This window comes from Microbacterium forte, from assembly GCF_031885415.1.
Lineage (GTDB): Bacteria > Actinomycetota > Actinomycetes > Actinomycetales > Microbacteriaceae > Microbacterium > Microbacterium forte.
Genome location: NZ_CP116871.1, coordinates 699,256 through 724,379, shown reverse-complemented (window position 1 = coordinate 724,379; position 25,124 = coordinate 699,256). Strand labels below are relative to the sequence as shown.

General features: G+C 62.9%; 22 protein-coding genes. 7 read left to right on the top strand and 15 right to left on the bottom strand.

Features of this window, described 5'->3' with window-relative positions:
• Positions 1-35: 35 nt before the first annotated feature.
• Positions 36-941 carry a LysR family transcriptional regulator gene (locus OB895_RS03625; protein WP_016996892.1) on the bottom strand — a complete coding sequence of 302 codons (906 nt, stop codon included), beginning with the start codon at positions 939-941 and terminating at the stop codon, positions 36-38.
• Between the two features lie 87 nt (positions 942-1,028).
• On the opposite strand from OB895_RS03625, the gene OB895_RS03620 reads away from it, so the two are divergent.
• A complete protein-coding gene (locus tag OB895_RS03620) occupies positions 1,029-2,090 on the top strand; it encodes a YeiH family protein (protein ID WP_196383414.1) in 1,062 nt (353 codons plus the stop codon).
• A 199-nt stretch (positions 2,091-2,289) separates the two neighbouring features.
• Here the strand turns inward: OB895_RS03620 and OB895_RS03615 are convergent, their stop codons facing one another.
• From OB895_RS03615 to OB895_RS03595, 5 genes are all read right to left on the bottom strand, one after another.
• Entirely contained in the window at positions 2,290-2,796 is a 507-nt protein-coding gene (locus OB895_RS03615; RefSeq protein WP_311879136.1) for a hypothetical protein, read from the bottom strand.
• A gap of 210 nt (positions 2,797-3,006) precedes the next feature.
• Positions 3,007-3,918 (bottom strand): hypothetical protein, encoded by a 912-nt coding sequence (locus tag OB895_RS03610; RefSeq protein WP_311879134.1) that lies wholly within the window; start codon positions 3,916-3,918, stop codon positions 3,007-3,009.
• Positions 3,919-4,346: 428 nt separating this feature from the next.
• Positions 4,347-5,588, bottom strand: coding sequence for a Fic family protein (locus OB895_RS03605; protein WP_311879132.1), 1,242 nt, complete (start codon positions 5,586-5,588; stop codon positions 4,347-4,349).
• 272 nt (positions 5,589-5,860) lie between these two features.
• The gene (locus OB895_RS03600) at positions 5,861-6,100 is read right to left on the bottom strand and encodes a hypothetical protein (protein ID WP_311879130.1); all 240 of its coding nucleotides are present in this window, start codon (positions 6,098-6,100) and stop codon (positions 5,861-5,863) included.
• Positions 6,100-6,795: an SOS response-associated peptidase gene (locus tag OB895_RS03595; protein ID WP_311879129.1), complete on the bottom strand. Its 696-nt coding sequence runs from the start codon at positions 6,793-6,795 to the stop codon at positions 6,100-6,102. The genes OB895_RS03600 and OB895_RS03595 overlap by 1 nt, the downstream gene beginning before the upstream one ends.
• 240 nt (positions 6,796-7,035) lie before the next feature.
• Between OB895_RS03595 and OB895_RS03590 the strand changes: the two genes are divergently transcribed.
• A complete protein-coding gene (locus OB895_RS03590) occupies positions 7,036-7,875 on the top strand; it encodes a hypothetical protein (RefSeq protein ID WP_311879128.1) in 840 nt (279 codons plus the stop codon).
• Between the two features lie 32 nt (positions 7,876-7,907).
• Here OB895_RS03590 and OB895_RS03585 read toward each other — a convergent pair whose 3' ends face one another.
• Positions 7,908-8,204, bottom strand: a complete 297-nt coding sequence (locus tag OB895_RS03585) for a hypothetical protein (protein ID WP_311879127.1) — start codon at positions 8,202-8,204, stop codon at positions 7,908-7,910.
• Positions 8,205-8,316: 112 nt separating this feature from the next.
• Entirely contained in the window at positions 8,317-9,057 is a 741-nt protein-coding gene (locus tag OB895_RS03580; RefSeq protein ID WP_311879125.1) for a hypothetical protein, read from the bottom strand.
• 72 nt (positions 9,058-9,129) lie between these two features.
• On the opposite strand from OB895_RS03580, the gene OB895_RS03575 reads away from it, so the two are divergent.
• The gene (locus OB895_RS03575) at positions 9,130-9,366 is read left to right on the top strand and encodes a hypothetical protein (RefSeq protein ID WP_311879123.1); all 237 of its coding nucleotides are present in this window, start codon (positions 9,130-9,132) and stop codon (positions 9,364-9,366) included.
• Here the strand turns inward: OB895_RS03575 and OB895_RS03570 are convergent.
• The 4 genes from OB895_RS03570 to OB895_RS03555 all read right to left on the bottom strand — a co-directional run bounded on the left by OB895_RS03570 (position 9,363) and on the right by OB895_RS03555 (position 12,652).
• A complete protein-coding gene (locus OB895_RS03570; RefSeq protein WP_311879121.1) occupies positions 9,363-9,671 on the bottom strand; it encodes a hypothetical protein in 309 nt (102 codons plus the stop codon). The genes OB895_RS03575 and OB895_RS03570 overlap by 4 nt on opposite strands.
• The gene (locus OB895_RS03565) at positions 9,668-10,195 is read right to left on the bottom strand and encodes a hypothetical protein (RefSeq protein WP_311879119.1); all 528 of its coding nucleotides are present in this window, start codon (positions 10,193-10,195) and stop codon (positions 9,668-9,670) included. The genes OB895_RS03570 and OB895_RS03565 overlap by 4 nt, the downstream gene beginning before the upstream one ends.
• A complete protein-coding gene (locus OB895_RS03560) occupies positions 10,192-10,833 on the bottom strand; it encodes a primase-like DNA-binding domain-containing protein (protein ID WP_311879117.1) in 642 nt (213 codons plus the stop codon). The genes OB895_RS03565 and OB895_RS03560 overlap by 4 nt, the downstream gene beginning before the upstream one ends.
• Positions 10,834-11,698: 865 nt before the next feature.
• Positions 11,699-12,652: a type I glyceraldehyde-3-phosphate dehydrogenase gene (locus tag OB895_RS03555; RefSeq protein ID WP_311879115.1), complete on the bottom strand. Its 954-nt coding sequence runs from the start codon at positions 12,650-12,652 to the stop codon at positions 11,699-11,701.
• Between the two features lie 465 nt (positions 12,653-13,117).
• On the opposite strand from OB895_RS03555, the gene OB895_RS03550 reads away from it, so the two are divergent.
• Positions 13,118-15,838, top strand: a complete 2,721-nt coding sequence (locus OB895_RS03550) for an AAA family ATPase (RefSeq protein ID WP_311879113.1) — start codon at positions 13,118-13,120, stop codon at positions 15,836-15,838.
• 185 nt (positions 15,839-16,023) lie between these two features.
• Here OB895_RS03550 and OB895_RS03545 read toward each other — a convergent pair whose 3' ends face one another.
• Positions 16,024-18,819, bottom strand: a complete 2,796-nt coding sequence (locus OB895_RS03545) for an NACHT domain-containing protein (RefSeq protein ID WP_311879111.1) — start codon at positions 18,817-18,819, stop codon at positions 16,024-16,026.
• Between the two features lie 238 nt (positions 18,820-19,057).
• On the opposite strand from OB895_RS03545, the gene OB895_RS03540 reads away from it, so the two are divergent.
• Entirely contained in the window at positions 19,058-19,927 is an 870-nt protein-coding gene (locus OB895_RS03540; protein ID WP_311879109.1) for a hypothetical protein, read from the top strand.
• Between the two features lie 410 nt (positions 19,928-20,337).
• On the opposite strand, the gene OB895_RS03535 is transcribed toward OB895_RS03540, so the two are convergent.
• Together OB895_RS03535 and OB895_RS03530 are read right to left on the bottom strand one after the other, a co-directional pair.
• Positions 20,338-20,736: a hydantoinase/oxoprolinase N-terminal domain-containing protein gene (locus OB895_RS03535; protein ID WP_311879108.1), complete on the bottom strand. Its 399-nt coding sequence runs from the start codon at positions 20,734-20,736 to the stop codon at positions 20,338-20,340.
• A gap of 322 nt (positions 20,737-21,058) precedes the next feature.
• On the bottom strand, positions 21,059-22,060 hold the full coding sequence (locus tag OB895_RS03530) for an SGNH/GDSL hydrolase family protein (protein ID WP_311879107.1): 1,002 nt from the start codon (positions 22,058-22,060) through the stop codon (positions 21,059-21,061).
• Between the two features lie 179 nt (positions 22,061-22,239).
• Here OB895_RS03530 and OB895_RS03525 point away from each other — a divergent pair, with 179 nt between their 5' ends.
• Entirely contained in the window at positions 22,240-23,790 is a 1,551-nt protein-coding gene (locus OB895_RS03525; RefSeq protein ID WP_311879105.1) for an ABC transporter substrate-binding protein, read from the top strand.
• A 471-nt stretch (positions 23,791-24,261) separates the two neighbouring features.
• Positions 24,262-25,122 (top strand): metallophosphoesterase family protein, encoded by an 861-nt coding sequence (locus tag OB895_RS03520; RefSeq protein ID WP_311879103.1) that lies wholly within the window; start codon positions 24,262-24,264, stop codon positions 25,120-25,122.
• Positions 25,123-25,124 lie beyond the last annotated feature (2 nt).

Below are 25,124 nucleotides of genomic sequence, written 5' to 3'. Positions count from 1 at the left end.
TGCTTCACGGCGACAGACCGCGCCGAAATCGATCGTTACCGGTCAGTTCGGGCGATGACATCCAGGAAGTCCCGTACATGAGGCGGCGGAGCCGTCCCCGCCCAGATGGCGGTGAGCGGGCGGGTGATCTGGAGATTGTTGATCCGAACTCGGACGAGTCGGCCGGCACGGGTGTCCTCGGACACTGCGAGGGAGCTCAGCGCGCCGGGGGCGATGCCGGCCATAATCGCGCTGCGAACGCCGAGCGTGGTCGTCAGCACGGCTGCGGGCTCGGCTGCGAGTGGAAAGCCCGCCACGGCGAGGGCGTTCTCGAGCGCTCGTCGGGTGCCGCTGCCGGTCTCGCGGAGCACCAACCCAGTGGCCGCCAGTTCACGAACGGACACCTGGCGGGTCTTCGCCCACCGGTGACCGTGCTGCACAACGACTTCGATGGTGTCGTAAGCAACAGTGACTGACCGGAGGCCGGCGGGAACGACAGGGGTCTCGATGAGCCCGAGGTCTGCGGTTCCCTCGCGTATGGCCTCGACGACCGTGCTGCTGTTGGCGGCTGTGAGCTGAACGACCGGGCCGTCATCGCCGTGAGAGATGCGCCACCGGGCGATCCATTCCGGTAGGAGGTGTTCTGCGATCGTGAGGCTCGCGGCGATGCGCATCATCTTCCCGCGATCCGTGCGGAGCGAATCGACAGCATCCGAGAACTCATCGGCCGCCGTCAGCAGCGTTGTTCCCCAGCCGACAATCAGCTCGCCCGCCGGAGTCAATCGCGAACCCCGTGCAGAACGCACCAGGAGTCGCACGCGCAAATCTTTTTCCAGTTTCCGGATGCGCAGAGACACCGCCTGCTGACTCACGCCCAACTGCGTGCTTGCCGCCGACATGCTGCTTTCCTTCACGACGAGCGCCAAGGCTCGCAGTGCCTCCAAGTCCGGCCCGTTGCGCATCTTCCGCCTCCCAAGCACAAGCATAACTTGTATGGCGGACGGTATCTGCCTCTACTCGCACGAGCGGTCCGAGGAAATGATGGATGCATGACCCATGCCCAGGACGTTGCGACCGCCCGACCGGAACACACGCTGCTTGCCCGAGTCCGCGCGCTGCTGCCCGGGCTTGTCCTCTGCCTCGCCGCGGCCGGAGCATCGTACGGGGTCAGCCTGCTGCTGCCGGGAGTCAGCCCGCTCATTATCGCGATCGTGCTTGGCGTACTCCTGGCCAACGTCGTCCGGCTGCCAGCGGCAGCCTCCGACGGCATAGACTTCTCCGCGAAAAAGCTCCTGCGCGCCGGCATCGTCTTCCTCGGACTCCAACTGGTACTGACAGACATCCTCGAACTCGGAGCCCCGATGCTGGTCGTCATCGTGTGCATTGTCGCCGGCGGACTGTTCGGCACCGTTCTCCTGGGGAAGCTGCTACGGGTTCCATCCGGGCTCTCGCTGCTAATCGCCTGCGGATTCTCCATCTGCGGCGCGGCAGCCGTGGCGGGCGCGGCAGGGGTCACCGATCCGGACGACGAGGCCGAGGAAGACACCATCACCGCGGTCGCCCTCGTGGTGATCTTCGGAACGCTGATGATTCCCCTCGTCCCACTGATCACGGACCTGCTTGGCCTGGGCTCCGAGACGGCCGGGATGTGGGCAGGGGGTTCCATCCATGAAATCGCGCAAGTCGTCGCCGCTGGAGGCATCATCGGTGGCGGAGCGCTCACGGTCGCGGTCATCGTCAAACTCGCCCGAGTGCTGCTGCTCGCCCCTGTCGTGGCCATCCTTAGCATCCGGCAGCGCCGTCTCAGCCGTACGGCAGGCGAACCCAGTCAACAGAGGTCGAGTTCGAAGCTGCCGCCCATCGTCCCGCTGTTCATCATCGGGTTCATCGCCATGGTGCTCCTGCGTTCCTTTATCCCTCTGCCGGACTTCGTGCTGACGACCGGCGGGCTGCTGCAGACAGGGTTGCTGGCTGCAGCGATGTTCGGACTCGGCTGCGGCGTCAAGATTCGGAACCTCATCAAGGTGGGCCTCAAGCCCTTCGCCCTCGCCGCGCTCTCCACCCTCCTCGTCGCCACCATCGCCTATTGCGGAGTCACCCTCGCCGGCTGAACATGGCCGGCACCAGGGCGTCACTACGCGCCGCAAACGATCGAATCCGGCGGCTTTGAGGATCACCCCGGTCAACGTCACGACACGCCGATGATCGACCCGCCGTAACCCCCTGCCGAAACCTAGTAGCACCGAAACCGATGGTGTAGCGTTTCCGGCTGGCCAATCCGAGCGGTATCAACCGAACCTGAACGCGCGCTCAGACGCGAGCGTTGAACACCTGGAAGGCGACGCCATCCTCGTGCCCCCAATGGGATGCGATGCCGAGCGAGCGCTTCGTCAGCTCGTCTCGGAAAGCCTCGATGTCGTCCTCTGTGAAGATCCACGCGTGCTGCGACGAGCGGGCACGGTACGGGGCGAGGGCGCGGATGTTGATCCTGCAGGCGAACGATGAGAAGTCGACGCTGCGCGGGAGAGCCCGGCCAGCTTCACGATCGACCTGCCTGGGCGATCCGTGGTGGTCGCCGTACTCGGTGCCGGAGCGCATCATCTCGGCGACCATGTCCAGGCCCTGCAGGTGCTCCGGCGCCGGGTAGGTCGGTCGCTGCGCGGCCATGAGGGCGTCGTACTCATCACAGAGACGCCGCTGGTCGTCGCTGTAGATAGTCCTGAGCTCCGAGAACGCGCGCTCGTTGTCGTTGATGACCTGACGCAGAGCAATCAGCTCGTCGGTGTCGTGCGGGGTCGTGCTGTAGATGAGAGCCATCGGTGTCTCCTCGAGGTCGTATGCGGGGTGATCGTCGTGCGGGATGAGGCATCCCTGCGCATCTGAGGTTTGTGAGGTTGGAGGCGCGAAACCCGCGGATTTATGCGGATCGGCGGCCGGTCCGCATTCTGAGGTTTGTGGGGTTGAAGCGAAAGGTCGGCAGCAAAAAGCCGCCCGGCGCGTGTGCTCCGGGCGGCTCTTCTGGTGGCGTCAGCGGGTAGACGAGAGACGGTCGTGCTCTGCAATCAGAGCCTTCGCCGCATCGAGGAAGTTTGAATCGATCCGCACATCCCGGAGGATCGTCCGGAGATCCTTTCCGGACGCTGCCGGGCGATGATCGCTGCTCTCGACACCAGCGAGGTAGTCGCTGGCGAACCGTCCTTCGAATCCATCGCGGTCGACTTGGTCTGCGAGCCAGAGGTGGAACTCCGACCAGTCGCCCCGCGCACGGATCGGGATGTTGAGCGCCTCAGTGATGCTCTCACCCTTGCTCGCGAGCTTCATCGCGGCCTTGAGGCGCTTGTAGCCGGGAGGCATGTAGTGCTTTCCCTGGCGCTTCTCGAGCCTGTTGGTCGAGTCCGCCCGCACGAAGGCCACCTCTTGGTGGAGGAGGGCGATCTCGACGTTTTTGCTCGTCGGATCGATGTCATTGGTGCGCATCGGCAGACCGAGGAGTGCCGCGGCCCAGATGAGCGAGCCGTTCGACACGTAGAGGTGCACGGTCCCCCCGAGGAACTCCTCGGCGGCGTGCTTGAGCCCGTAGCTACCGGTCCAGTTCCGCTCAACCTGGAGGTCGGCCTCAGTGACTGGCGTGAACATCCGCAGGAACTCGACAGCGAGGAGGGTCTCTCGCAGCCGGCCGGTGGAAAGGTCCTCGCTCATGGGCTCATCCGCGCTGAGGCCGTTTCGCCCGAACGTCGTCGAGGCATGCTCGGATCCGATGATCGGGTGCTCGTCGAGCGTGCGGAGCAGGTCGCGCACGACGACTCGACCGCCGAGGATGCCCTGGTGAAGCGGATCCTCGATGAGGCGCAGCGCCTCGGTGTAGTTCGCGCCGGCGGCATCGCGCCAGGCCTTCGCGTCGCGCTTGATGGCGGGATCGCGGGTGATGGAATCAGACAACTCGATCTCATTTCTGGGCATCGGCCCCCACGCCTGCGACGCCCTCATGAGAGAGAACGTGATTCGACAGGTTTCAGCTCTGGATCCGCCTCGGTTGTCATCGTCGCTGTCCTCCGCGTGGAGAGAATCAGCTCAGAGTGTGGCGGTCCAGACCGCCGAAATATCAGTGTAGTTACGGGGTCCGACATCCGGGTCAGTTGCCCCTGACACTCAGGGACGTGGAGGAGACCGCCTGGGCGTGCCCAGCTGCCCAGTAGTTCTTTCACCCGACCGCTCGGATCCGCTCGATTGCTGGGGGTCTCCGTTGAAGTGCCCCAGCAATCGAGCGCACGGGAGCGCACGAAGTCCGCGAGATTCCGCGGAAGTCGGGTCGGGGGTCATAAGCGGTGCTGACCTGCCCGGGCTTATGACCCCGCGCTGGCGGGCGACTAGCCTCGAGCGGTCATCCGGCGGATCTGCTCGGCGTAGCCGTCGAGGACTTCGAAGATCCCGCGGTGCTGCCAGACCCGGTTGCGCCCTTGGCCGGTCGTCTCGGTGAGCACCCCGCGATCGGTGAGCGTGTCCAGCGCGCGCAGCGCCGCCATCTCGCCGAGGCTGAGCGATCCCATGAGGTACTTCGTGTTCACCGCGGGCTGTCCGACGAGCGCCGGAAGGATCTTCCAGACCGCAGCATCCGAGCGAACGCCCTGGAGCAGAGCGCGGGATTCGTCCAGCTGCGCGACGAGGTCGTCGACCAGCTGCGTCCCCGTGGACGCGGCGATGCGACTCGCCATGGCGAACTCGCGGATGATCGGGGCAGCGTCGCCGGCGCGGAAAGCTGTCAGCGCCTCGAAGTAGCGCCCGGTGTTCACGAGCAGTCCCGCAGAGATCGGTACCGCGGTCGAACCGACGAGACCCTTGTTGCGCAGGATCGACTGCGCGAGCGCGCGGCCGGTGCGGCCGTTGCCGTCGACGAACGGGTGGATGGTCTCGAACTGGGCGTGTGCGACAGCAACCTGAACAAGCACAGAGATGTCTTGGCGCTTCACGAAGCTCACCAGGTCACCGATCGCACCGGGAATCCGATCGTGGCGGGGAGCTATGAACTCCGCCTGGCGGGGGCCGGCGTTGCCGGGGCCGATCCAGACCTGTTCCTGACGGTAGAGACCTGCTTCGTGCTCGAGGTCGGGCTGGTGACGCATCAGAGCGTGGTGCATCTGCAGGATCGACTCTTCGGAGATCTCGTCCGAGAGCGCGAGGGCTGCTTCCATGGCGCGGACGTTGCCGATGACAGTGAGCGCGTTGGCCTTGTCGCCTTCATCGATCTCGGCGAGAGCGAGCTGCTTCGCCGACGTCGTCAGCTGCTCGATCTGAGAGCTGGACGCGGACTCTGTGCGCAGCAGGATCGCGGTCATCGGACCCAACGCCGGGTTGTCGGTGCCGAGCGTGCGCCGTGCATGCTCGTCGAATGCGACCAGCTGGCGCGTGGCGTCTTCGACGTCAGCGGCGTCTTCGCTCGGGACCTGCGGGCTCCACCCCGCGATCGGAGCCGTGACCGTCGCCTCATACGGCCCGGTCTGACGCACAACCTCGGCCCGCGAGAACATCTCCGGTGCCCGCGGCGCCCAGTCCAGGGTCTCGCTCGAGACAGCATCGATGGGGATGCGGGTACTGGACGAAGATGTGGACATCACACCATCATACCAACACTTATGTGATTAGGTGTTGGCGGGGGGTGACTCAACCCGCGTCTGGCGCAAAGAGCTGTCTGCGGCATCATCATGTCGACGGATGAACTCGAGCGTTTCCTCGGTCGTGAAGGTCTTGCCTCCGCGCTCCGCGAGAGCCTCAATCCGAAGCGCCTCCATGCCCTCTCGGATCTCCTGGAGACGTGCGAGACGAGGCTGCTCTTCTGGGGCGGTCATGGCGTCTCCGTCCGGGTAGATGTTGGCGATGGGCGGAGCTACTCGCTCGGCTCCGGCGCCGAAGGTGAAGCGCCGCGCCGGCGGCGATCGCGGCGACTGGCGACGAACGCTCCGACAGCGAGGGAAGTCGTCAGCACCGCACTCACGAACGTGAGCCAGCTGATGGGCTCTCCGTTGACCATCAGCACCACCCCGACCACGAGGAGCAGGACTCCGCCGATGGCGATGATCGTCCAGAGGATCTCCGGGGCAGTGAGGGACTCTCGACGCTCAGCCATCACGCGACCGGCTCCAGGAGAGTCGGGTCCGTCGGGTCTACAGTGCGCGAGTTGCTGACCTTGCGGTCGACGATGTGCTCACGGATCGTCGAGGCGACGTCGCTCGAGGTGTGCTCCAGCATCGCCAACGTCTCCGTCTTCCGGTCACCGGTGAGCTTCTCCGGTGTGAGCCAGGCGTCCCAGGTGTCGGGCGTCAGGAACGCGGGCATCCGGTCGTGCACCTCGCCGCTGGCGTCGCGCGCTTCGCGGGTGATGACGACGAAGCAGCGGGACTTCTCGCCGTTCGGCAGCCCCATCGACCAGGTGAGCCCGGCGGCCGAGAGCAGACCGTCACCGTGCAGGAAGTGCGGCGTCTTCGGGGTCTTCTCGCCCGTCCACTCGAAGTAGCCGCGCATGGGAACGATGCATCGAGCAGCACTGAAGGCCGGCGCCCAGAACCCGGCTGTCAGTTTTTCCATGCGAGCATTTATGACCGGACCACCCTTGGGTCGGTTCGCCGGCTTCTGCCAGTCCCAGCGAACGAGCTCGAGGATTCGACCCTCGCCGCGGTCGCGCACGATCGGTGCGTTCTGCGTCGGAGACACCGAGTAGGCGCCAGCCCACGACTTCCACCAGTCCTCGGGCTTGCCGCCGTCCGCGACGTACTCTCGAACCATCTGGTCAACGGACGAGTCATTGGCGAAGCGGCCACACATGAGAGCGACCCTACGCTCTCGCAGCGCATCTTGGGGGCGTGGCGATTCTCTTCGGCGATCGTCAGAGCCGGGGGTACCATCGACGCATCGGGCTCGACTGATCCCGACAGCACGAGAGGGCGACCCCGCACCGGGATCCCTCGGTGAAGTGCGAACGACCCTGAGGCCGACAGTCAGACTTCTTCGCTCGCTCCAATCGCGTGCGGGGGTGCGGATCGCGCGCAGGAAGCAGTGGCCATCATGGTCGACAAGAAGCGAACCTCGGCACGAGTGCGTTCCGCAGCGCGTAAGCGCATGGAGGAGACAGGCGAGAGCTACACGTCCTCCCTGGCGGGCGTGACCAATGACGATTCGCCATATGGTGCCGCGGTCTACATGGACGATGACGAGCGATACGAAGACGAGGACGACCGCACTCTTAACGGCCTGCACATCTCCAAAGCTCTCAGCCTCCGGTTCGACGTCAACCCGATCTACACCGAGCTGCCGGGCGCCGGGATCGATGGTTCGGACCGTGTGGACACCGGAGCTTGGTTCGAGCTCACGCCCGTGATTCTCTGCACGATCGACGCACAAAGTGAATGGAAGATCCAGCTACTGCGTTCTGCGAAGCAGACGCCGAAGACAGCCGTTCTGACGACCTTGAAGTATTGGTGGGGTCCGATCGATGATGCATACGGTCCGGCTCAGGTTGCGTTGCATCGCTGCTACGAGTTCCTGGTCGCTGTACAGCGAGGTGAGCATCGCCTCTGGAAGACGCCCGAGGCTGGTGCGCGGGCGATCTTCCCGCCCCCGCCGGTCGTTGGCGACTACTGGATCATGAGCAACAACGATCCGGGGAACTTGACACCTCTCGAGCTCGTCGCGAGGACGATCAGCTGGGTGGTCGAGACCTGGGTCGCGAACGCCAGCAGATGGGAGCATTGGATCGAGAACTGGCCGATGGCCGATCAGTTCCAGGACATCGCACCGTACTTCGAGGAACACCGAAGTCATCCTTCACGGAAGGAGTTCTTCCGCCTCCGCAAGATCTACGCGAAGGCACGTGGGTTGACTCTGGATATGGAACGGAAAAGTTAGTCTGTCGCCGACCCTCTAGAGTGTGAAGCTCTCTACGCGAGGACGAGGTCGGCGCAGCGGATCGCGAACTTCGACGTGTAATCGGAGTGGCCGCAAGCACTGGTCTCAGCGCGTACCACGTCATCTAGGTCGACGGGTGCAGCGTTCGACTGGTCTCGCAGCTTGTTGACCGCGTCGAGCATGCGGCCGCGCTCGAAGATGACCCATCCGAGCTCCTGTGATCCGTCGTCTGCCCTGACGAAGTCCATTCGACGATCGCGCTCCTGCTGTGCTGTCCGCAGTGTTTCGAGCAGTGAGAGGTACGCCTGGTGCCAGGTGTTCTCGGTCATGAGTGTCTCCTCCCTTCTTTTCGGGCATGCGGGGCGGTGGGATTCCACTCGCGGTCCGCCCCCAGCCGTGACAGACGATACTCGACCCTCGTCGATGCCGTTCGACTCGTCGTCAGACTCCAGGGAATCCGAGGCTGCAGGCGCGGGCGTTCCACTCGGCGATCCTCTGGCGCAGCTGGACGTCGAGCACTGTAACGGCGTCCTCTCGGAGCGAGTGGCGCATCCCGTGGATCGTCACACTCGCGCGGTGACCCACGAGCGATCGCAGCATGTTGCTGAGTTCCCTCGTGGTCGTGCTGTGGAGATAGTGATGGTAGTCGCCGATCGTGATCAGCATGCATTCGTCGACATCCACACCAGTGAGCGTCACGTCGACCTGATCCTCGCCGAGAGCACCGACACCATCGGAGTCGCTTGATTCGACGGAAACGTGCCCGTTCGGCCAGTCGACCGGAAGGGCAGGCTCGTGAGTGATGTACATGTCTGCGTCATGCCGGGACGGACCACGAGACCCTCGGACGAGCGCGATGAGCGCCACGGCCGGATCTGGGAGCGGCTCCTCGACCGGGTACCGCGCCGCGAGTCCGCCAGCGACGAGTCTTAGGAACATGAGGTAGCAGTCCAGGACCCGACCAGGATGATGCCGGGTCGGCTCCATCCGACCGTTGAGGCTCTTGCAGGTCGAGCACTGTTGCGGGCCCGCGCTGAAGCGGTTCCTTCGCGCACGGACGACGCCACAGTCCGCACAACGCCAGTTCCCGCACATGCGACAGATGCCGTCGAAGGGAATCAGCTTCTCTATCTCAATGGCGTCCTGCCCCCATGCGTCGCGGGGGATCTGAGTGAGTGGCATCTGCGCTCCTGGAAGTCGGTAGTGCCGGCGGCGTCATAGCCAGATGCCGGGTTGGTCTATACGGTGAGGGGCATGCAACTGCTCGAGCTACCCGACCCGACAGGTAAAGCGCCGTCGATGTGGATCAACGCCGATCACGTCGTGAGCGTGATGCCACTGATCCGGAACATGGGCAACGGATTCGAGGCTCAGGCCGAGGTGAAGCTCGAGGGGATGCCCCTCCACCGCGTGATGCTCGGAGTGCACGAGTCGAAGGATGTCGCGGAGGAGGCGTTCAAGGAGTTCCTCGAACGCCTCCAGGCGAGCTAGCGGCGCCGGGCGGCCCAGTTCAGCAGGCGCCCCAGAGGACTCCGCTTCACCGGGGCCCACGACACCTCTCGCGGATCCGGGTAGGGCCGGTGGTGGATCGGATCACGGGGATCCTGAGCCGCTTCAGCACGACGGAGTGCACTGCGCAGCGAAAGCCCCGAGAAACGGCGCCAGCGATCGTCGATCAGGGTGATGATCGTGATGCCGGCGCGGCTGATCGTCTCGATGTCGTACTCCGTGGGAACGCACTTGCTGCTGATCACCCCGGGGAGGGCCTCGCGGTTGAAGAGGGTGCTGGCGGTCATGCGGTAACTACCTCCTCGATCTGGACGGTGACGAGATCCCACTGCCGGAAGACTGCCCAGGCGTCGTCGACGACGCTTCCGTCGGAGGCTTCGTCGAGGACGAATCGTGCTGCCACGTACTCGCCGGAGTCCAGGAGCGCAGCAATCGCTGAGGTGGTTCGAACAGTTCGCGTGTCGGTGCGCTCGTCTACCCCGTCATTGCCCGGGTGAGACAGCACGTTGACCTCGCTGCTCGCGAACACTGCGGGATGCGTGCCGGGGCGACTGATCTGCCCCTGTACGCCCGGCGCTCCGTTCTGTCGGGTGTCCATACGGACGGCTGCGATCTCGTCCTTGATCGCGGACAGATCCCGATCGCCGTCAGAAACCATGGACATCACTGAGTCGCTGTTGCGATGGATGTCCATCATCGCCCGCCATTCGCCCTCGAGGAGGATGAAGTCGTCGTCGTGGAGATCCTGTGCGCGCACCTGCGCGGTCGTGATGAAGGTGCGAGTCTGGCTCTGCTGCTCGGTTGTCGTCATTGGTGTCTCGATTCCTGGGAGCGATCGTGAATTTCGGATATGCGTCTGGGCGAGGATTCAGCGGTTCCTCCGAGGATCCGCTTGAAACCCCAAACGGCTCGTCCTTCGATGGACGAGGGGGACCACGTGGTGAAGAGCTTGAGCAGAGGCTCAGGGCTGCGCATACGGTCGCCAGCGCGCACGCGAACGTGCTCCCAACCTCCCGACTCCTGAACAACCGTGAGGAGCCGACGCATGAAGGTCTCCTTCGAGAGGCCAGCGTGACCGGGGAGCGCGTTCACGAGCCAGCTCCGGTACAGGGCGTAGAGGAAGCCGTTGGGGAGAAGATCCCACACAAAGCGGGTTCCGTACTCACCCCAGAAACGCTCCGCCTGCTCCAGCTCGACGGCGAGCGTCGTGGAGAAGCGCTTGCGAACTGCATGTGCGGAGTCGGAGTCCAATGCCGTGGAGATGTCCTTCCAGGACGCTGGGAGAGTGGGGTGTTCGCGTAGCTCAGTGACACAGGAGCGCAGGAGCAGTTCTATGCGATCTCGGGCGATGCGGATGGCGTTCAGCTCGTCGATGGTCGCGGGCGTTCCGGTCTGCACGCACTGGAGCTCGCTGATGGCGGTGGTGAGGTTGTCGTCGACGTTTCGCATGAGACGGCCTTTCGCTGGTCTGTACCGCGGAGCCCAAAATGGGCGCTCGGAGGCCGATGTACCTTTTCTGGCGCGCAAAAGCGACACAACGCAGATCCGTTGTTTCCCCAGCTCAGCGGCAAATTGTCGAGTTCAGGAGCACGTGGGATGTGTCACTTTTGGGGAGCACGTGGGGCAGAAAAGGTACAGGGTGTCGGGCGGTTTTGGTTGATTTTTCAAGGGAAAGAGAGAGAAAGAAGAGAGTCTGTTCCGTTTGTTCCATCGATTTCGGGAAACCCCACACACACGCGCATGCGCACACGCACGCATGTAGTTCCGGGAAATCCGCGGAACAAACGGAACAATCGCTCAATAGCCCAGGTCAGGAGCACATTCGACGCGCACGAAAGCGGCACGCAGATACGGTACACGCCGGCGGCGGTTGACGCTTTCGGCTCTTGACCTGGTGTTTTCAGGGCGTGTGCGATCGCCGGATGTTCCGCTTTTGCGAACCCGAAAGTGACACATCGACCCGTAAGCGAGAGAAAACCCCCGAGGAGCGGATGCTCCCCGGGGGTCTCATGGGCCGTTCTGACGCTGTGCGTTGAGCTCGGGCTGAGGGCGCCGCTGTGCGACGGCCTCGGATTCTCCTTCTACCGTTGGTAGATGAGATGCGGGATGGTCTAGCCATCCCCGGTCTCAGCAGGGGCGGGTGCCACCCATACCGTTGTCCATGACACAGCCGCTTGATTCGCGGGCTCGCCTCTGGCTGGGGGAGTTACGCGGAGTGCCTTCCAACATTGCTCGACTGCCCGAGGGGGACGAGCGGCGATGTAAACCGGACTGATGCGTGAGCCGCGTTTGTCATCGCCCCGCTGCAGGCCACTCACATGTCTGTGGATGCCAAGCGGGCAGCTGTCTCGGCGAGACGCATCGAGAATCCGGCTTCGTTGTCGTACCAAGCCGCCACGGAAACCATGCCGTTGAATGACTGGGTCAGCGGAAGGTCCACGATCGAGGAGTGCGGATCTCCGACGATGCGGGCCGAGGTCCACTCGTCTTCGAACACATCAAGGATGCCGTGGAGGGCCCCGGCAGTCGCAGCCTTCCGGAACAGGTCGCGAAGATCCTCCGTCGCGATCTCGTGCTCCGGAATCACGTTGAGCTCCACGATGCTGCCGGTGCGGACGGGTACCCGATAGGCCTTGCCGGTGATCTGAAGATCCGGCCAGATGAAACCCAGGGCTTTCGCAGCGCCGGAAGAGGAAGGGACGATGTTCTCCGCGCCGGCCCGGGAGTCTCTCCTGGACTTCATCGGTTGGTCCGTCAGTGACTGAGTGTTCGTGTACGCATGGACGGTTGAGAAGACACCGAAGCGAATGCCCGTGGACTCGAGGAGAACCTTGACGACGGCCGCAAGTGCGTTGGTGGTGCAACTCGCCATGCTGACGATCTTGTGCGCACCGCTGTCGTAGTCGTCCAGGTTGATGCCCGGTAGCAGCACGGCGTCGCAATCCTCAGCAGTCTTGCTCGGGCCGCTGATCAGCACGCGCTCGGCGCCGTTTGCGAGATGCCGCTCAGCCGCTTCCCGGGTGACGCCGCGGCCGGTGCAATCGACGACCAGATCGATGCCGAGCGCGTTCCAGTCCGGCACGCCCTCGCGGGAGTTGATGTACGTGATTCGCCTACCGTCGATGGAGATGGACGTGTCGTCGTCTGAGGTGACACCTCGCCACCGTCCGTAGTTCGTGTCCACCTCGAGGAGCGCGGCGAGGTCACCGGCCGACGCGATGTCACAGACGACGCTCGGGAAGAATAGGTCGTTCTTGTCGTTTCTCACGAAACCTGTCGCTTTCTCACGAAAGTTGTCGCTGTTCTCACGAAAGGTGGCGGATTCTCACGGATGTTGTCGCGTGTGCGGCGTGGCGTGGGTTGGCGGGTGGGTGTGGGTGTCAACCTGCGGGTGGGTGGGGTCGCCGATGTTGGTGGCCTGAGTTGTCAGGACCCGAGATATAGGGCAGTACCTCTCCTCAGGAGTCAGGCCGTCCGTCGAATAGGTATCTTCCGTCGACGTTGATTGGATTCCTGTGGACCTGACTTTGCAGTGGACTGGTGTGCCCGCTTCCGTGGATGACGTGGGGTGCGTGGTCGAGTTTCGTCTCGATGGTGCGCATGAGGAGCTGGATGAGCTAGTTCGTGACGTATTGCAACCACGCGCGGTACTTTGAGCGTAGAGCGATCCATCCCAGCGCTCTGGCACGAGCCACAGGTTGGACACGACAACGGGGCTTGCAAGGGGGCGGCGATGAGAACAGTCGATGATCAGATCCGTAGCGCCGATCGTGCGATCTGTGACAGCATCGCTGCGCTGAAAGGCGATCGTGCACTTATGTCGCTCGTGGTTTTGTCACACCTTCGAAATCTCGTCGAGGGAGCAGCGGTTCGCGTTCACACGGGCCGTGGTGATGCCGCCTATGACTACGACGCGATTCAGGCGGCGCTGGTCGCCATCGGGTCAGCGCCAAAGCGCATTCAGTTCCTGCACCGTTTTCACAAGCTGCTACAGGAGAGCGTGTCGCACTACACGATGGATGGTGACACCTCCGAGCGGCTGATGCTCAAGTACTACGAGTATCTCATCAGGCTTCGCCTGCTGCTGCGGGCTGCTTGCAAGATGGAGACGCTCAATAATCTGGAGGATTTTCCGGTCAACCTCGATCCTTCACTTCGCGAGTACCACCGCAAGATCGCCGCCCGGATCGATGCCGTCCGCGCCGATCCGACACCAGGAGGTGTTCGGAACCGGTACTACGTCCATCGAATCCGGCCGATCTTCACGAAGGGGCGGATTCTCTACGAGGTAGTCTTCCGCGCGACGACTGATCACTTGCAGAAGGTCGACCGCATCATTGCGTTCACAGACATCGAGATGACGGACAAGTACGCGGCGAACCTTACCGTGGTTTCCGAAGCCATCGACGTGCTCGGCCAGACGATGCCGATCACCATCATCACGGACTGGGAGGTCTCGATTCGTCCGTGCGAGTTCGACAACTTCGCTCGGTTGTTCGGAGTAGCGTCGAAGGTATCGTCGGGGTCCAGTGAGTACCGCGTGCTTATGGAGTATTTAACTCGCACGGAGACTGGACTCCTCGATGTCGTCGCGCTTCCTGACACGGGGTTTGCGGGGCTACGAGATGAAGCCACGCGGCGCGTCCAGAAGGCGGCGATCTTTCCCGTGCTTGAGAGGGCTCGCGATCTGATTTCCCGCCAACGCCCCGGGCACAACATGATCCGCTACCTCATGCTCAGGATGAATAACCTGATCCTCAAGCAGCAGTACAGCTCTCAAACTTCTAGCCTGCTTTCGAATCTCAACCTGGATCGCGGATGCAAGCCATTCGATTCAATGCCCTTCTGCACGTCGCCGAAGAAGCACAACGTCACGTTCTCCGACCTGGTCGAAAGTCTGGACACTCGCGACCGCGTCCATGAGCTGCTTGCTCGTCGTGTAAAGAACAACGTCGAGCAGCACGGCATGCTCTACACACCCGATGAGGAGCTTGAGCGCTTCGGCGACCTTGACGCTTTGATCGCGACCTTCAACAGCAAGCTCTGGCACGGGCACCGCCCGGCGCGGGACCTCGTCCACGACAAGAAGCACGTCTTCGTCCAGGAGTACGAAGACGACTCGGTCGAGATCATCGAAGAACTTCAGGCCCACGCCAAATCTGGGATCGGCGGCTATACCGAGGCGGTCGAGCGATGGCTTGAAGAGACGCCGACGGTGACCGTGGATGATCCGGTGAAAGAGGCGGCGCTCAAAGCGCTGTTCGCGAGTTCCCAGGTCGCCTTGATCTACGGTGCAGCCGGCACGGGAAAGTCGACGATGATCGACCACATCGCTCACTTTTTCAACGACAAGAGGAAGTTGTTCCTGGCGCACACCAATCCGGCGAAGAACAACCTTGAGCGGCGCGTCAGTGCCCAGAACTCCACGTTTCGAACGATCGCGAGCCACCTCTGGAACGACACCGGCACCGAATTTGACGTGCTGTTCATTGACGAGTGCAGCATCGTCAGCAACGACGATCTCCTCCAGGTGCTACGGCGGACATCGTTCGAACTACTCGTTCTTGTCGGGGACAGTTACCAGATCGAATCAATTAAATTCGGCAACTGGTTTACGTTGGCTCCGGCGTTCCTGCCGGACTCCTCGGTGTTCGAGCTCACCAGCCCCTACCGCACGAAGAGCGACCAGCTACTGAAGTTCTGGGATGCCGTGCGCGGCATCGAGCCGAACATCGAAGAGTTGCTGGCTCACTACGGCTACTCGGCCGTGCTCGACGAGACCCTCTTCGCACCACGCAATGACCAAGAGATCATCCTGTGCCTCAACTACGACGGCCTATACGGCATTAACAACATCAACCGGTTCCTCCAGAGCGGCAATCCTGGCGACGCGACCGTTTGGGGCGTCTCAACGTACAAGATCGGCGACCCCGTCTTATTCGGCGACACCTCGCGATTCAGAGGAGTCATCTACAACAACCTCAAAGGAACGATTGTTGGAATCGAAACCTTCCCCGGTCAGATCCAGTTTGACATCGAGTTAGATCGGATACTCACGGCATTTGATGTCGCGCGAGTCTCCGGATTGCAGTGGCTCGGCGGCTCGACGGTCCGTTTCTCCGTTTCGGAGCAGGGGAGTACCGACGAGGAGGACGAGTCCAATAGCAACACGGTTCCGTTCCAAGTCGCCTACGCGGTTTCCATCCACAAGGCGCAAGGTCTCGAGTACGATTCCGTGAAGGTTGTGATCACCGACGCCAACGAGGACCGCTTCTCACACAGCATCTTCTACACCGCGGTTACCCGAGCTCGAGAGCGCCTCACGATCTTTTGGACGCCAGAGACCCAGCACGCTGTGTTGAGCCGGCTCGAACGACCGCACCAAGGACGGGACCTCGGTCTACTCCGTGGACGCCGCGGGCTCAAGTCGATTGGGTCGAAGAAGCGTCCCTAGTCTCCGGTCGGTGTCGCCACCGGCTGCTGAGTGGGGTCTGGTCAGGCCCAGCGGCAAGAACGGCAACACGACCCGCGTCGCCGAAATGGGGGCAACAGTCCGAAATGGCCGACTTCATCTCACTCGTCTCCGTGCATGTGTGCGACGCGCGCGGCGGTCGGGGTTCGCGCGCAGTTTCGTGGCGGTCAGTCGAGTTGGTCGGAGACGGGGCGGCGGCCGGCGCCGCGTTCGTAGATGACAGACACCCCGTGCGGGACGCGCCAGCTCTCGAGGGGGAGGGAGGCGATGAGGACTTCGAGGAGTGCGGCGGTGTGTGGGTCGTCGATCAGTTGCGCGGTCGAATTGTCGGTGACGGTGTCGTTGTGCACGAGGGTCACGCCGACCTCGCCGCTGCCGAACGGTGGTGCGTGGTAGAAGTTCAGAGCATCGAGGAGGGGTCTGAGGGCCACGACCGCGTCGCCGGGTTCTGGCAGCGATGAGATGTGGTCTTCGAGGACGGTGCCGAGGCAGTCGAAGGTCTCGGAGGTTCTCGACAAGATCGGTTCTGTGGCGTCCCGGAGCGCTGCCTGACTGATCCCTGCGTCGAGCTTGGTCATCGCGAGGAGGAACCGGGCGGTGTGACTTGCTCGTGGAGTCCCGGATAGGGCCTGGATAAGTGTGTTGCGGAGGAGGCTTCGTGTGGTGGAGTCGGCGCTGGCTGCTGCGGTGAGGCCATCCGCGAACGACTGCATGTTGCGTGGTGCCGGGCCGGTCAATGCTCGGAGGGCGACTTGGACGAGTCGGCGCAGCCATTTAGGTGTCTGGGTGGCGAGGCCATCGTCGAGGAGGGCAGCGGCGAGTTCGGGGCCGATCGGGCTCAACCAGCCGGGCCACGTCTCGCCGGTGTCGACGTTCTCGACGATGTGGACGATCATTTCTCGTTGTTCGTCGGTGCCGTTGGAGAATACGTATCCGGCCATGAACACCCAGGTTGCGCGCCAGTGCGGGCTGGGGGCGAGGGCGATGAGCCGCGTGCGAAGGTTGGCGTCGTTGGTTTTCACGAGTGACCGAGCAGCCATGAGTTCTTGAAGGCTGCGGACTTCGAAGGCGAACCCGTCGTCTTCGGCGGGCACGAGGAGGACGAGCCGTTCGGTTGCGGCTTGCATGATCCGGTCCCCGATCTGGGTTCGGAGGTGGTCTGTGTCGTGTTCGAGTTCGGTGAGTCGGGCGTCGAGGAGCTCGCGCATCTGCCCGCGGGGCATTACCGATTTTTCGCCTCCGGAAGTTTCCGCCTTGATGTGGAGGACCCGGCCGACCGTTTCGTGCAGATAGATGATGGCGTGATTCTGTGACGCGAGGAGGGGTGCCAGGGTGGTGGGTTTTCCTGCTTCGCGCGTGTACATCGTGTCGAAGTACTGGGAGTAGAGCTGGTAGCGGTCCGAGGGCAGTGTTCCGACTCGCTCCAGGATGATCGTCATGATCAGTACCTGGAGCGGAGTCTTCATGAGGCGTTGCATCGTGGTCAGTGAGAACTGACGTTCCAAGGACGCGAGGAGTGGGTCTCGACGGTCCGGATCGTCGGCAAGGCGCCGTTGAGTGACCATTCGCCCGTAGCGTTCTGCTGTTTCCCGATCGAGGGAGGTGAGGTTCAGTTGACGGAATCGTTCGGGCATGAATCGTTCCGCGTCGCTGGAGGGGCGGGTGGTGACGATGCAGAGGAGGTCGGCGTTGCTGTTCTCGAGGTCTTCCACGAAGTAGGTGATCGCGTCGAGCACTCGTGGGCGGACCTCGAGCGCGGTCACTTCATCGAGCCCGTCGAGGATGATGATCGACGGCCAGGAGGTGAGCCATCGTTTGAGGACGTTCGGTTTGATGTCGATGTCGGCCCGGCGCGAGATCGTGTCGGCGAGGAATCGGAGCAGCATGAGGTCGCCGCTCGGCCCGATGGCCGCAGCGAAATCCGTGAGCCTGATGAGCACGGGCCATCGCCGCCCGGTAGGGCCGTCCGTCCCGAGGCTGCGGAATGCTGCCTCGGTTGCTTCGCGGACATGCCAAGCGGTGGGTGGCAGAGACTCTTCTGCCGCAAATTGTGAGCGAAATGCCTGCGTGACGAATTTCGTGATGGTGCTCTTGCCGCTTCCTGCTCGTCCGGTTATGACGACGTGGGGGCGCTCCACCCGATCGGTCATCATGGGTTTCAGCACAGCGCTTGACCGGGTGAAGATCTCGGAGAGGACTGTAGATTCCGTTGCGTCTTCGTCGGTAGTTTTCAGGTCAATGACGATCTGCTCGACGGACTCGCGGTCGCTGCCGCCAGCTTCTTGAAAGTGGACCCAGCGTTCGGCGGACAGCGCCGCTCCCGCGTGGGTGTGTAAGAAGGGATGCAGCTCGTCGGGCCTCAATGTGTCGGAAATCTGAGTGAGGCGTTCGAGCAGGTCACCCACGGTGAGGAGCGCCTTGAACCCGTTGCGCACGGATCCGTGAGCGGTGAGAAGAGAGTTGACTTTGTCTCGGTGCCACACCCGGATCTGTCGGAGGCCGCGCTTTCGCAGGGTGATTCTCGGGTCGCCGGACGCGGGGTTGTCCAACCATTTGGCAAGGTGCGCGGTGAGGCGGTCGATGCCAGCGCCCGGCGCACTCGAGATGCGGGCGTTCGTGACGAAGAGGAGGTGGTCCGGGAATGGAGCCCGGGTGCTGGACATGTCCAGCCATTTATCGAGTTCCGCGTCGATCTGCTTGAGAAGCCAAGAGAGGTTGTTAGCGGGATCGGCGGAGTGATGTTCGCGCTGTTTCGCTTGGATCACCGTGTACCCATCCCACACGTTCGGATCGTCAGGCTCGGTGCCCCACCGAATGAGCCCACGGAAGGTGGCCTCGCGCCCCCCGTCCGGCCCCGCCCCGAAGGCTTCAAGCCCTGGACCGAACACCTCCTCACACGCGGCGATCGTCATTTGTTCGAAAGCGCGCGGACTGAGTTCCTCGAGCGGGTAGTCCTGGGCCATGGGGGCTCCATTCGTGGTCTTTCGAGGCGAGACGATTCAATACGTGACAGATCCAGTCGGTCGCATCAATGTACCGAACGGGGCCACCGTTTCACGGCAGGGTGCTCGCAGAGGCTGCTCGAGCAGGAGCGTTGAAGATTGTGCGAAGCGCTCTCCCTTACGAGTGACCCGTGCCGAACATGTCGGAGAAGCGCAGAGCGTCGGCCTCGGTAAGATCACGTGACCGCCAGGAGGCCACGTGATCTGTCTAGCCGCCCTCGCCTGCGTCGTGCCGGCCCCTAATCTTCTTGCCGACCTGGTGCAGGTGGGGATCCTGGTCGTCGCGGCTGTGGCACTCTTCTGGGCTGTCCGAGAGTGGGTATGGGGCGGCAGCATCCTGAAGGTGCAGCTCGAGCTCGGCCGAACCGATGGCCTCCGGATGGTGCGTGCCTCTCCGGCAGATATGGAGAACCCCGACACCATCGACTGGCGGATGCCATACAGACTGGACGGTCCCGCACTCGATGTCGCTGTCATCACAGTGATCAACAAGGGCCGAACCCCGGTGACGGTACTCAACCCGGCGCTGCTCTTCAGCTCGAAGGGTGCGGAGGACTCGCGAGTGTCGGGTCAGCTAGTAGGCGGCGGCTGGGGAGAGGACGAAAGCCGGATCCGGCTCGAGGCCCATGACTCCTGCGTCTTTACCCTGATGCTGCAGCCGATGGCCGTCATCGCGCGCAGCGACATGATCTTCCAGAAGCCTCAAGGAGCGGGGGGAGATATCTGGGCTCGCGCAGCCGTGACGTCGGGGAAGGGCGCCGTCAAACTATCACCGAGCTCCGTCCGGTCGAGAGCGAAGTGGTACTCGCTAGGGCGCCTGGATGCTCGATGGAAGGTGAGCACTCCGTTGCGAGGAAAACCCCTCACTCCCACCGAAGAGCTGATGGCGCAGTTCCTAGCCCCCGGCGGAGATGTCTACGATCAATCGGTGCTGCTCGGCAGCGTGCTCGGTGCCGCGGAAGCAGGAGAATCCGTGATCGAGCTCGCCGCACGGGTCGAAGACCGATACGGGATCATGAATGCCGGCAAGATCGCGATGCGCGCGATGGTCCTCGCTGGGAAGCTCTAGGAGCTTCGCGGCCTTCGAGAGTGCCGGCGTGCAGGCTGACCGCTACGCCAGTGGCTGCGCACGCGCGCCTCTCCCCGGTCGCTTCTGATTGGGGAGGGTAGTGCGAGTGCAGCTGTGTACGTGAGCGTGAGGATCTCGCCAGCTGCAGGGGTCTTCACGGCGAGTGGTCGATAGGTCCGTTCCCACTCGGCGGGCACCGCGAACTCCGCAAACGGCTCCAGGTGAGACAGGCGCGTTTCGCGTCGATCGCCATCTGCGGCCCGCCAATATTGGCGTAGTTGGTGAAGCCCGCGTGTAGGAAAGTTCTGGTGAGGATCGCGCCTGCCTTGCTGGCCAAGACGGAACTGATGGGCTGCCGGTGCCCTGTCCGTGCTCGGCGCGTCGACTGCGTTGTGCCGAACTCGTCGGTGCTACGGGAACGACTTTTCATTGATTCCGGTGAGATCCCACGGCGACGCGAGCACTGGCTCGGTTTCAGAGCAGACCAACCGTGTGTGGGCCCACGCCACAAGGTGCTCCCCTTGCGGCGGACTCATGATGTAGTCGCACGGGTGCCCGGGGCTGTCGGTCGCCGTGGTGGGATGCACCTCGAGCTGCTGATGCCAGAGGTGCGTCTCGGACGTTGGGATCTGTTGCCCGGCGAACGCGATCGATCCTTCCTTGTAGGCAAGTTCCGGCACGAGCGCCTGCAATCCGTTGAGCACGCCGACGCTCAACTCTCCTGGTGTTGTCGACGCCTTCGTTGCGTGTAAGCGACCTGACTCTGCGTCGTACGCGACAACGTCGGTGAACGTGCCGCCGATGTCCATTGACACTCGATAAGCGCCCCCATACCTACTCCTTGGTACTGATGTTTCGGCGAAGCTATAGGGTCACCCCACCCCCCTCGATGTGCAGGTTGCATGAGAGGCCAGTCGATGTGCAAAGCCGATTCGGACCGGCCGCCCGGTGGCGCCTGGATCAGCCTGGCCGTCGAATGGAATCATTTTGACTTGTGTGCGAAAAGACCGTCGGCGACTCTGGAGTCATCGAACGGGTTCATCGACGGCAATCGTTCGATCCGACGCCGAACGCCGGAGCCCTCGAGCAGATGCAAGTGGTGGACGACCGACTGCAGAGCGGTGGATTCGACTAGTCGATGAGACCCAGGAGAGCTGCCGTGACGGCTGACGCCACCGCCAAGTTGCCGGCGTCCCCTGGGTGCGTCCCGTCGACGAGCTGAGCCGCCGACACGATGTGTTCACCGGAGACCGCAGATAGTCGAGGAAGGCGATGCTCGGTGCTGAAGCGGGCCGCCTCCACCTCGATAGCCTCCCGCAATTGGCGTTGGTTTACGCCGAATGTGTTTGCCCCCTCCTCCGCTTCCGGGCGGAGTAGGGGGCTCATCACCAGAATTGGCCGACCTGGCAGTTGATCGGTGATGGCGCGCAAGAACAGGCGGAGGGTGGCCGCAATCGTGTGCTCGTCGGTTGGAACCCGCGACCAAGCGTTGGTACCCCAGGCCAGCACAACAGCATCCGCATTCGATTGAGCGACCGCTAACGCGGCAAGCACCTCACCGCGGGCAGAGCCCGCGAACCCAAGGTTTACGAGCTCGAAGTTGAGTCGCTCAGCGACGCGGGAAGCCCAACCGCTCCCAGGAGTCGACACGGACCAGTTCTGCGTGATCGAGTCTCCGTACACCACCAGTCGCGGACGTCTCGGGGCCGGCCTGATACTTCCGTTCAGGGCTCGAACTTCGGCTCGGCGAAGTTGGTAGTTCTCCGGGAGCGCGAGCCGTACGGGTTGCACCGTATCGTGCTCATCAAACTCGATCTCGATTTCAAGCTCTGAGCCTTCGGTGTCGGGTGGAACGGCAGCCCGCCCGATGACGATTTCGCCCTGCCACGCGACGGCTTCGGCGACTAGTGTGGGCGAGCACATCGCAGCGGGTGCGCCTCGTTTGAGCCGCAAGAGAACCCGGGATGAGTCGCCCATGAACGCGAGATGAATAGCTGCTGGCACCTTTGCTGCCTCGACGGTGTCGACTGGGAGGTGGCTTCGCATCCACTCTGGAAGTCGACTCCCCTCGGTCAGGGGCAACCCCGGAAGTAGCCCCCGAACGAAGGTTTCGTCGATAATCTCGTTCACCATTCGCCGGAGCGTAGCAGGCTGAAAATATACCGAGAGGGCAGAAACGGTCACGGGGGCATAACGCCCGGCAAGAGAGACCACTTGTGCTTGGAGTGGTTCTTTGCAGCATCCCGAAGCGGATCTAGCTTCTGAGCGTAACCCTTCACCCGCTCAACGAAGACATCAAGGAGTACCCGACCATGAAGCCACGCTTGCCCGCGGGCACGGCGACTATCGCTGTAGTCGTCGCGGCCGTTCTTAGCCTCTCAGCCTGCGGAGCGTCGCCCGAGACGCAGCCGACCGGCGAGGCTAAGCAGGAACTCACTATTGCTGTTCCAAACATCTCCCCGCCGTACAACGCATCCAACCAAGCCAACACGGCCCTGCGCATCACGAGCAACGTCTTCGACCCGCTCATCTTCATGGACCCGACAACCGGTGAACTTTCCCCCGGAATCGCAACCAGTTGGACTGAGGTTTCGGACACCGAGATCGATCTCAAGATTCGCCAGGATGTGGTGTTCCACGATGGGACTCCGCTTACAGCGGAGGATGTCGCCTTCACCCTGTCAGCGGAGCGGCTGTGGGGCGATAAGCCGCTGGAACCTATGGCCTTTGCGTCGACGCTCGCCGGGGCAGAAGTGATCGATGACGAGACAGTTCGTGTGTCGACGAAGCAGCCCGACCCGACGATTCTGCTGCGCTTGGCATCGCCAATGGGATTCGTCGCTCCCAAGAAGCTCATCGAAACTGAGGGAATCGAAGCCTTCGGTCTCGCTCCAGTCGGTACCGGGCCCTACAAGGTTGACTCCGTGTCTCCGGGGGAGAGCGTCGAATTGAGCGCGAACGACGACTATTGGGGTGGGAAGCCACCCTATGAGAGTCTGACCTTCCGGAGTGTCCCGGAGGTCTCCGCGCGTGTTTCAGGGCTCGCCACTGGCGAGTACGACATCGTCACGAACCTGCCGCCAGACCAGACAGAGCTGGTCGCGTCGAACGGTCAGACTACGGAATCCGTACAAGTGAATAACGCGGTGAACCTCACGTACCTCACGGCGCACACGGACAGCCCGATTGCAGACGCTCGCGTGCGTCAGGCTCTCGCGTTGGCGATCGACCAGAAGTCGATCAACGAGTCGTTCTGGGGTGATGGGGTGCCTGTTCCTGACGGGCTAAACCTTCCGGTGTACTCCGACTTCTACAACGACGACGAAGGTGCGACGAGTCAGGACATCAAGAAGGCGAAGAAGCTGCTAAGCGAGGCCGGCTACAACGGTGAGCCGCTTGTGCTCCGGTACATCACCGGGTTCTACACCAACGGCGACAAGGCCCTCGAAGCCATGCTCCCCATGTGGGAGGAGGCCGGTATCAACATTCAGCTGGACGCGGTCGCCGACTACACCCTGCTCGACTGGCCGTCCGCGGACATCGTGCTGTCTTCTAGCAATATCCTGATCCCGGATCCCGTGTCCCCCATGTGGATCGACTGGGCGGCGCCCAATTCCAACTACGTCGCGCAGGGGCGCGGGATCAACCCACCAGACTTCACCGCCGCGGCCCAGGAAGTCGCCGAGTCGCTGGATGAGGACGACCGAAAAGCGGCATACGACGAGGCCACGAAGCTCTGGAACGAGTCACCCCCAGCCTTGATGTTGTGGCAGCCGCTCGACATCTATGGCCTGGGCTCCGGTGTCGATGTCGCTCCCGACCCGCGCTACTGGCTTCGCCTGGCTCCCGTGCCCAGCGAGTAATAGGGAACGTCCAGACGTAACACCCAGCAGTACCCCCGCGCTACTCGAGTCTGGCGCGGGGGATACTGCTGCCCCGTGACAGGGGTTTACGGACAGGCCACGGCTGGTGCTCCTCGCTTCGGTGCCAACCAACGTCAGAATCTGGAAGAGTCTTTTTCCACTGCCCAGCGAGAGCTACGGATACTCCCGGGAACGTGCGCTAGGGCCTACTCCTGCGTAGAGCGAGAGAGACCAGTTGTCGGTGCAGTGGTCCTTGGCGGCGGTACACATCGGGCCTAGCGTGTCTGTTGCCCGTACCGCTCAACGAAGCGCACACCGAGGAACGCCGATGAAGAAAATCAGGAGAATCACCGCGGCGGCATCCACTGCCGTCGGCCTGACCCGGTTCACCGGTTGCGCTTCCACGACTGCTGAGCCGCGGTCCTGGCCTTGCGTCGCGCCGAACCTCGAGAGCTAGGAATCCCTCTCCGCATGACTATTAACAAGACCATCAGCGATGTGCAGCAGAGCTTCAGGGTGCTGCATGTGTCCGATACCCATTTGAGCTCCCGCGACCAGTCCGGCGTCGATGCATGGACGAACCTAGTTCGATTCACCGAGTGGACGCGCCCTGACCTCGTGGTTCATAGCGGTGACGTGGTGGAGGACGACCCGGACTCGGACGAGGACCACGAATTCGGCGCCTTCCAGTTGCGCCGTCTGACTACACCTTGGCGGGTCATCCCCGGCAACCACGATATCGGCGACAGCGATCCGGACCCTTACCACGGGCTGGTCTCAGAGGAGCGACTATCGCGCTACCGCCGCCACTTCGGTGACGATCGATGGGCGGTTGTCACGGATGGGTGGTTGCTCGTAGGACTCAACTCCCAACTCTTCGACAACGTGCTCGAGTCAGAGGAGCACGAACAATGGGACTGGTTCGAGCAGCGTATCGCTGCACACCCAGAGCTGCCCATCGCCCTCTTCATCCACAAGCCGCCGGCTATCGTCAGTCTCAGTGACCAACTATTCGTGAACAAGGCCATCGGACTCGGCGCCCGAGCCAGGCTGCTTCGGTTGGCGCAGAGCGGCCGCCTTCGCCTCATCGGGTGCGGCCACCTACACGAGTTCATGACGTTCCAGTCGCACGGCGTACTCGTCGTTGCCGCTCCTTCCCTCTCCAAGGGGCCGCTTGAGGGAGTGAAGCGACAGCTGGGGCTGCGATGCAACGGCGCCGTCGAATACCAGTTTGCCCCGAACAGCGTCAGCTTCCGACTACTGGAAGCTGAAGAACTCCAACCCCCGCTGCTCGCACATCGCCGCGGGCCCGCAGAGCGCGTAGAGGTCTGAAA

What these genes read in the sequence shown, in the direction of transcription:
- OB895_RS03625 (WP_016996892.1), bottom strand. Translation starts at nt 941, where the DNA reads ATGCGCAACGGGCCGGACTTGGAGGCACTGCGAGCCTTGGCGCTCGTC.
- OB895_RS03620 (WP_196383414.1), top strand. Translation starts at nt 1,029, where the DNA reads ATGACCCATGCCCAGGACGTTGCGACCGCCCGACCGGAACACACGCTG.
- OB895_RS03615 (WP_311879136.1), bottom strand. Translation starts at nt 2,796, where the DNA reads ATGGCTCTCATCTACAGCACGACCCCGCACGACACCGACGAGCTGATT.
- OB895_RS03605 (WP_311879132.1), bottom strand. Translation starts at nt 5,588, where the DNA reads ATGTCCACATCTTCGTCCAGTACCCGCATCCCCATCGATGCTGTCTCG.
- OB895_RS03600 (WP_311879130.1), bottom strand. Translation starts at nt 6,100, where the DNA reads ATGGCTGAGCGTCGAGAGTCCCTCACTGCCCCGGAGATCCTCTGGACG.
- OB895_RS03595 (WP_311879129.1), bottom strand. Translation starts at nt 6,795, where the DNA reads ATGTGTGGCCGCTTCGCCAATGACTCGTCCGTTGACCAGATGGTTCGA.
- OB895_RS03590 (WP_311879128.1), top strand. Translation starts at nt 7,036, where the DNA reads ATGGTCGACAAGAAGCGAACCTCGGCACGAGTGCGTTCCGCAGCGCGT.
- OB895_RS03585 (WP_311879127.1), bottom strand. Translation starts at nt 8,204, where the DNA reads ATGACCGAGAACACCTGGCACCAGGCGTACCTCTCACTGCTCGAAACA.
- OB895_RS03580 (WP_311879125.1), bottom strand. Translation starts at nt 9,057, where the DNA reads ATGCCACTCACTCAGATCCCCCGCGACGCATGGGGGCAGGACGCCATT.
- OB895_RS03575 (WP_311879123.1), top strand. Translation starts at nt 9,130, where the DNA reads ATGCAACTGCTCGAGCTACCCGACCCGACAGGTAAAGCGCCGTCGATG.
- OB895_RS03570 (WP_311879121.1), bottom strand. Translation starts at nt 9,671, where the DNA reads ATGACCGCCAGCACCCTCTTCAACCGCGAGGCCCTCCCCGGGGTGATC.
- OB895_RS03565 (WP_311879119.1), bottom strand. Translation starts at nt 10,195, where the DNA reads ATGACGACAACCGAGCAGCAGAGCCAGACTCGCACCTTCATCACGACC.
- OB895_RS03560 (WP_311879117.1), bottom strand. Translation starts at nt 10,833, where the DNA reads ATGCGAAACGTCGACGACAACCTCACCACCGCCATCAGCGAGCTCCAG.
- OB895_RS03550 (WP_311879113.1), top strand. Translation starts at nt 13,118, where the DNA reads ATGAGAACAGTCGATGATCAGATCCGTAGCGCCGATCGTGCGATCTGT.
- OB895_RS03545 (WP_311879111.1), bottom strand. Translation starts at nt 18,819, where the DNA reads ATGGCCCAGGACTACCCGCTCGAGGAACTCAGTCCGCGCGCTTTCGAA.
- OB895_RS03535 (WP_311879108.1), bottom strand. Translation starts at nt 20,736, where the DNA reads ATGGACATCGGCGGCACGTTCACCGACGTTGTCGCGTACGACGCAGAG.
- OB895_RS03530 (WP_311879107.1), bottom strand. Translation starts at nt 22,060, where the DNA reads ATGGTGAACGAGATTATCGACGAAACCTTCGTTCGGGGGCTACTTCCG.
- OB895_RS03525 (WP_311879105.1), top strand. Translation starts at nt 22,240, where the DNA reads ATGAAGCCACGCTTGCCCGCGGGCACGGCGACTATCGCTGTAGTCGTC.
- OB895_RS03520 (WP_311879103.1), top strand. Translation starts at nt 24,262, where the DNA reads ATGACTATTAACAAGACCATCAGCGATGTGCAGCAGAGCTTCAGGGTG.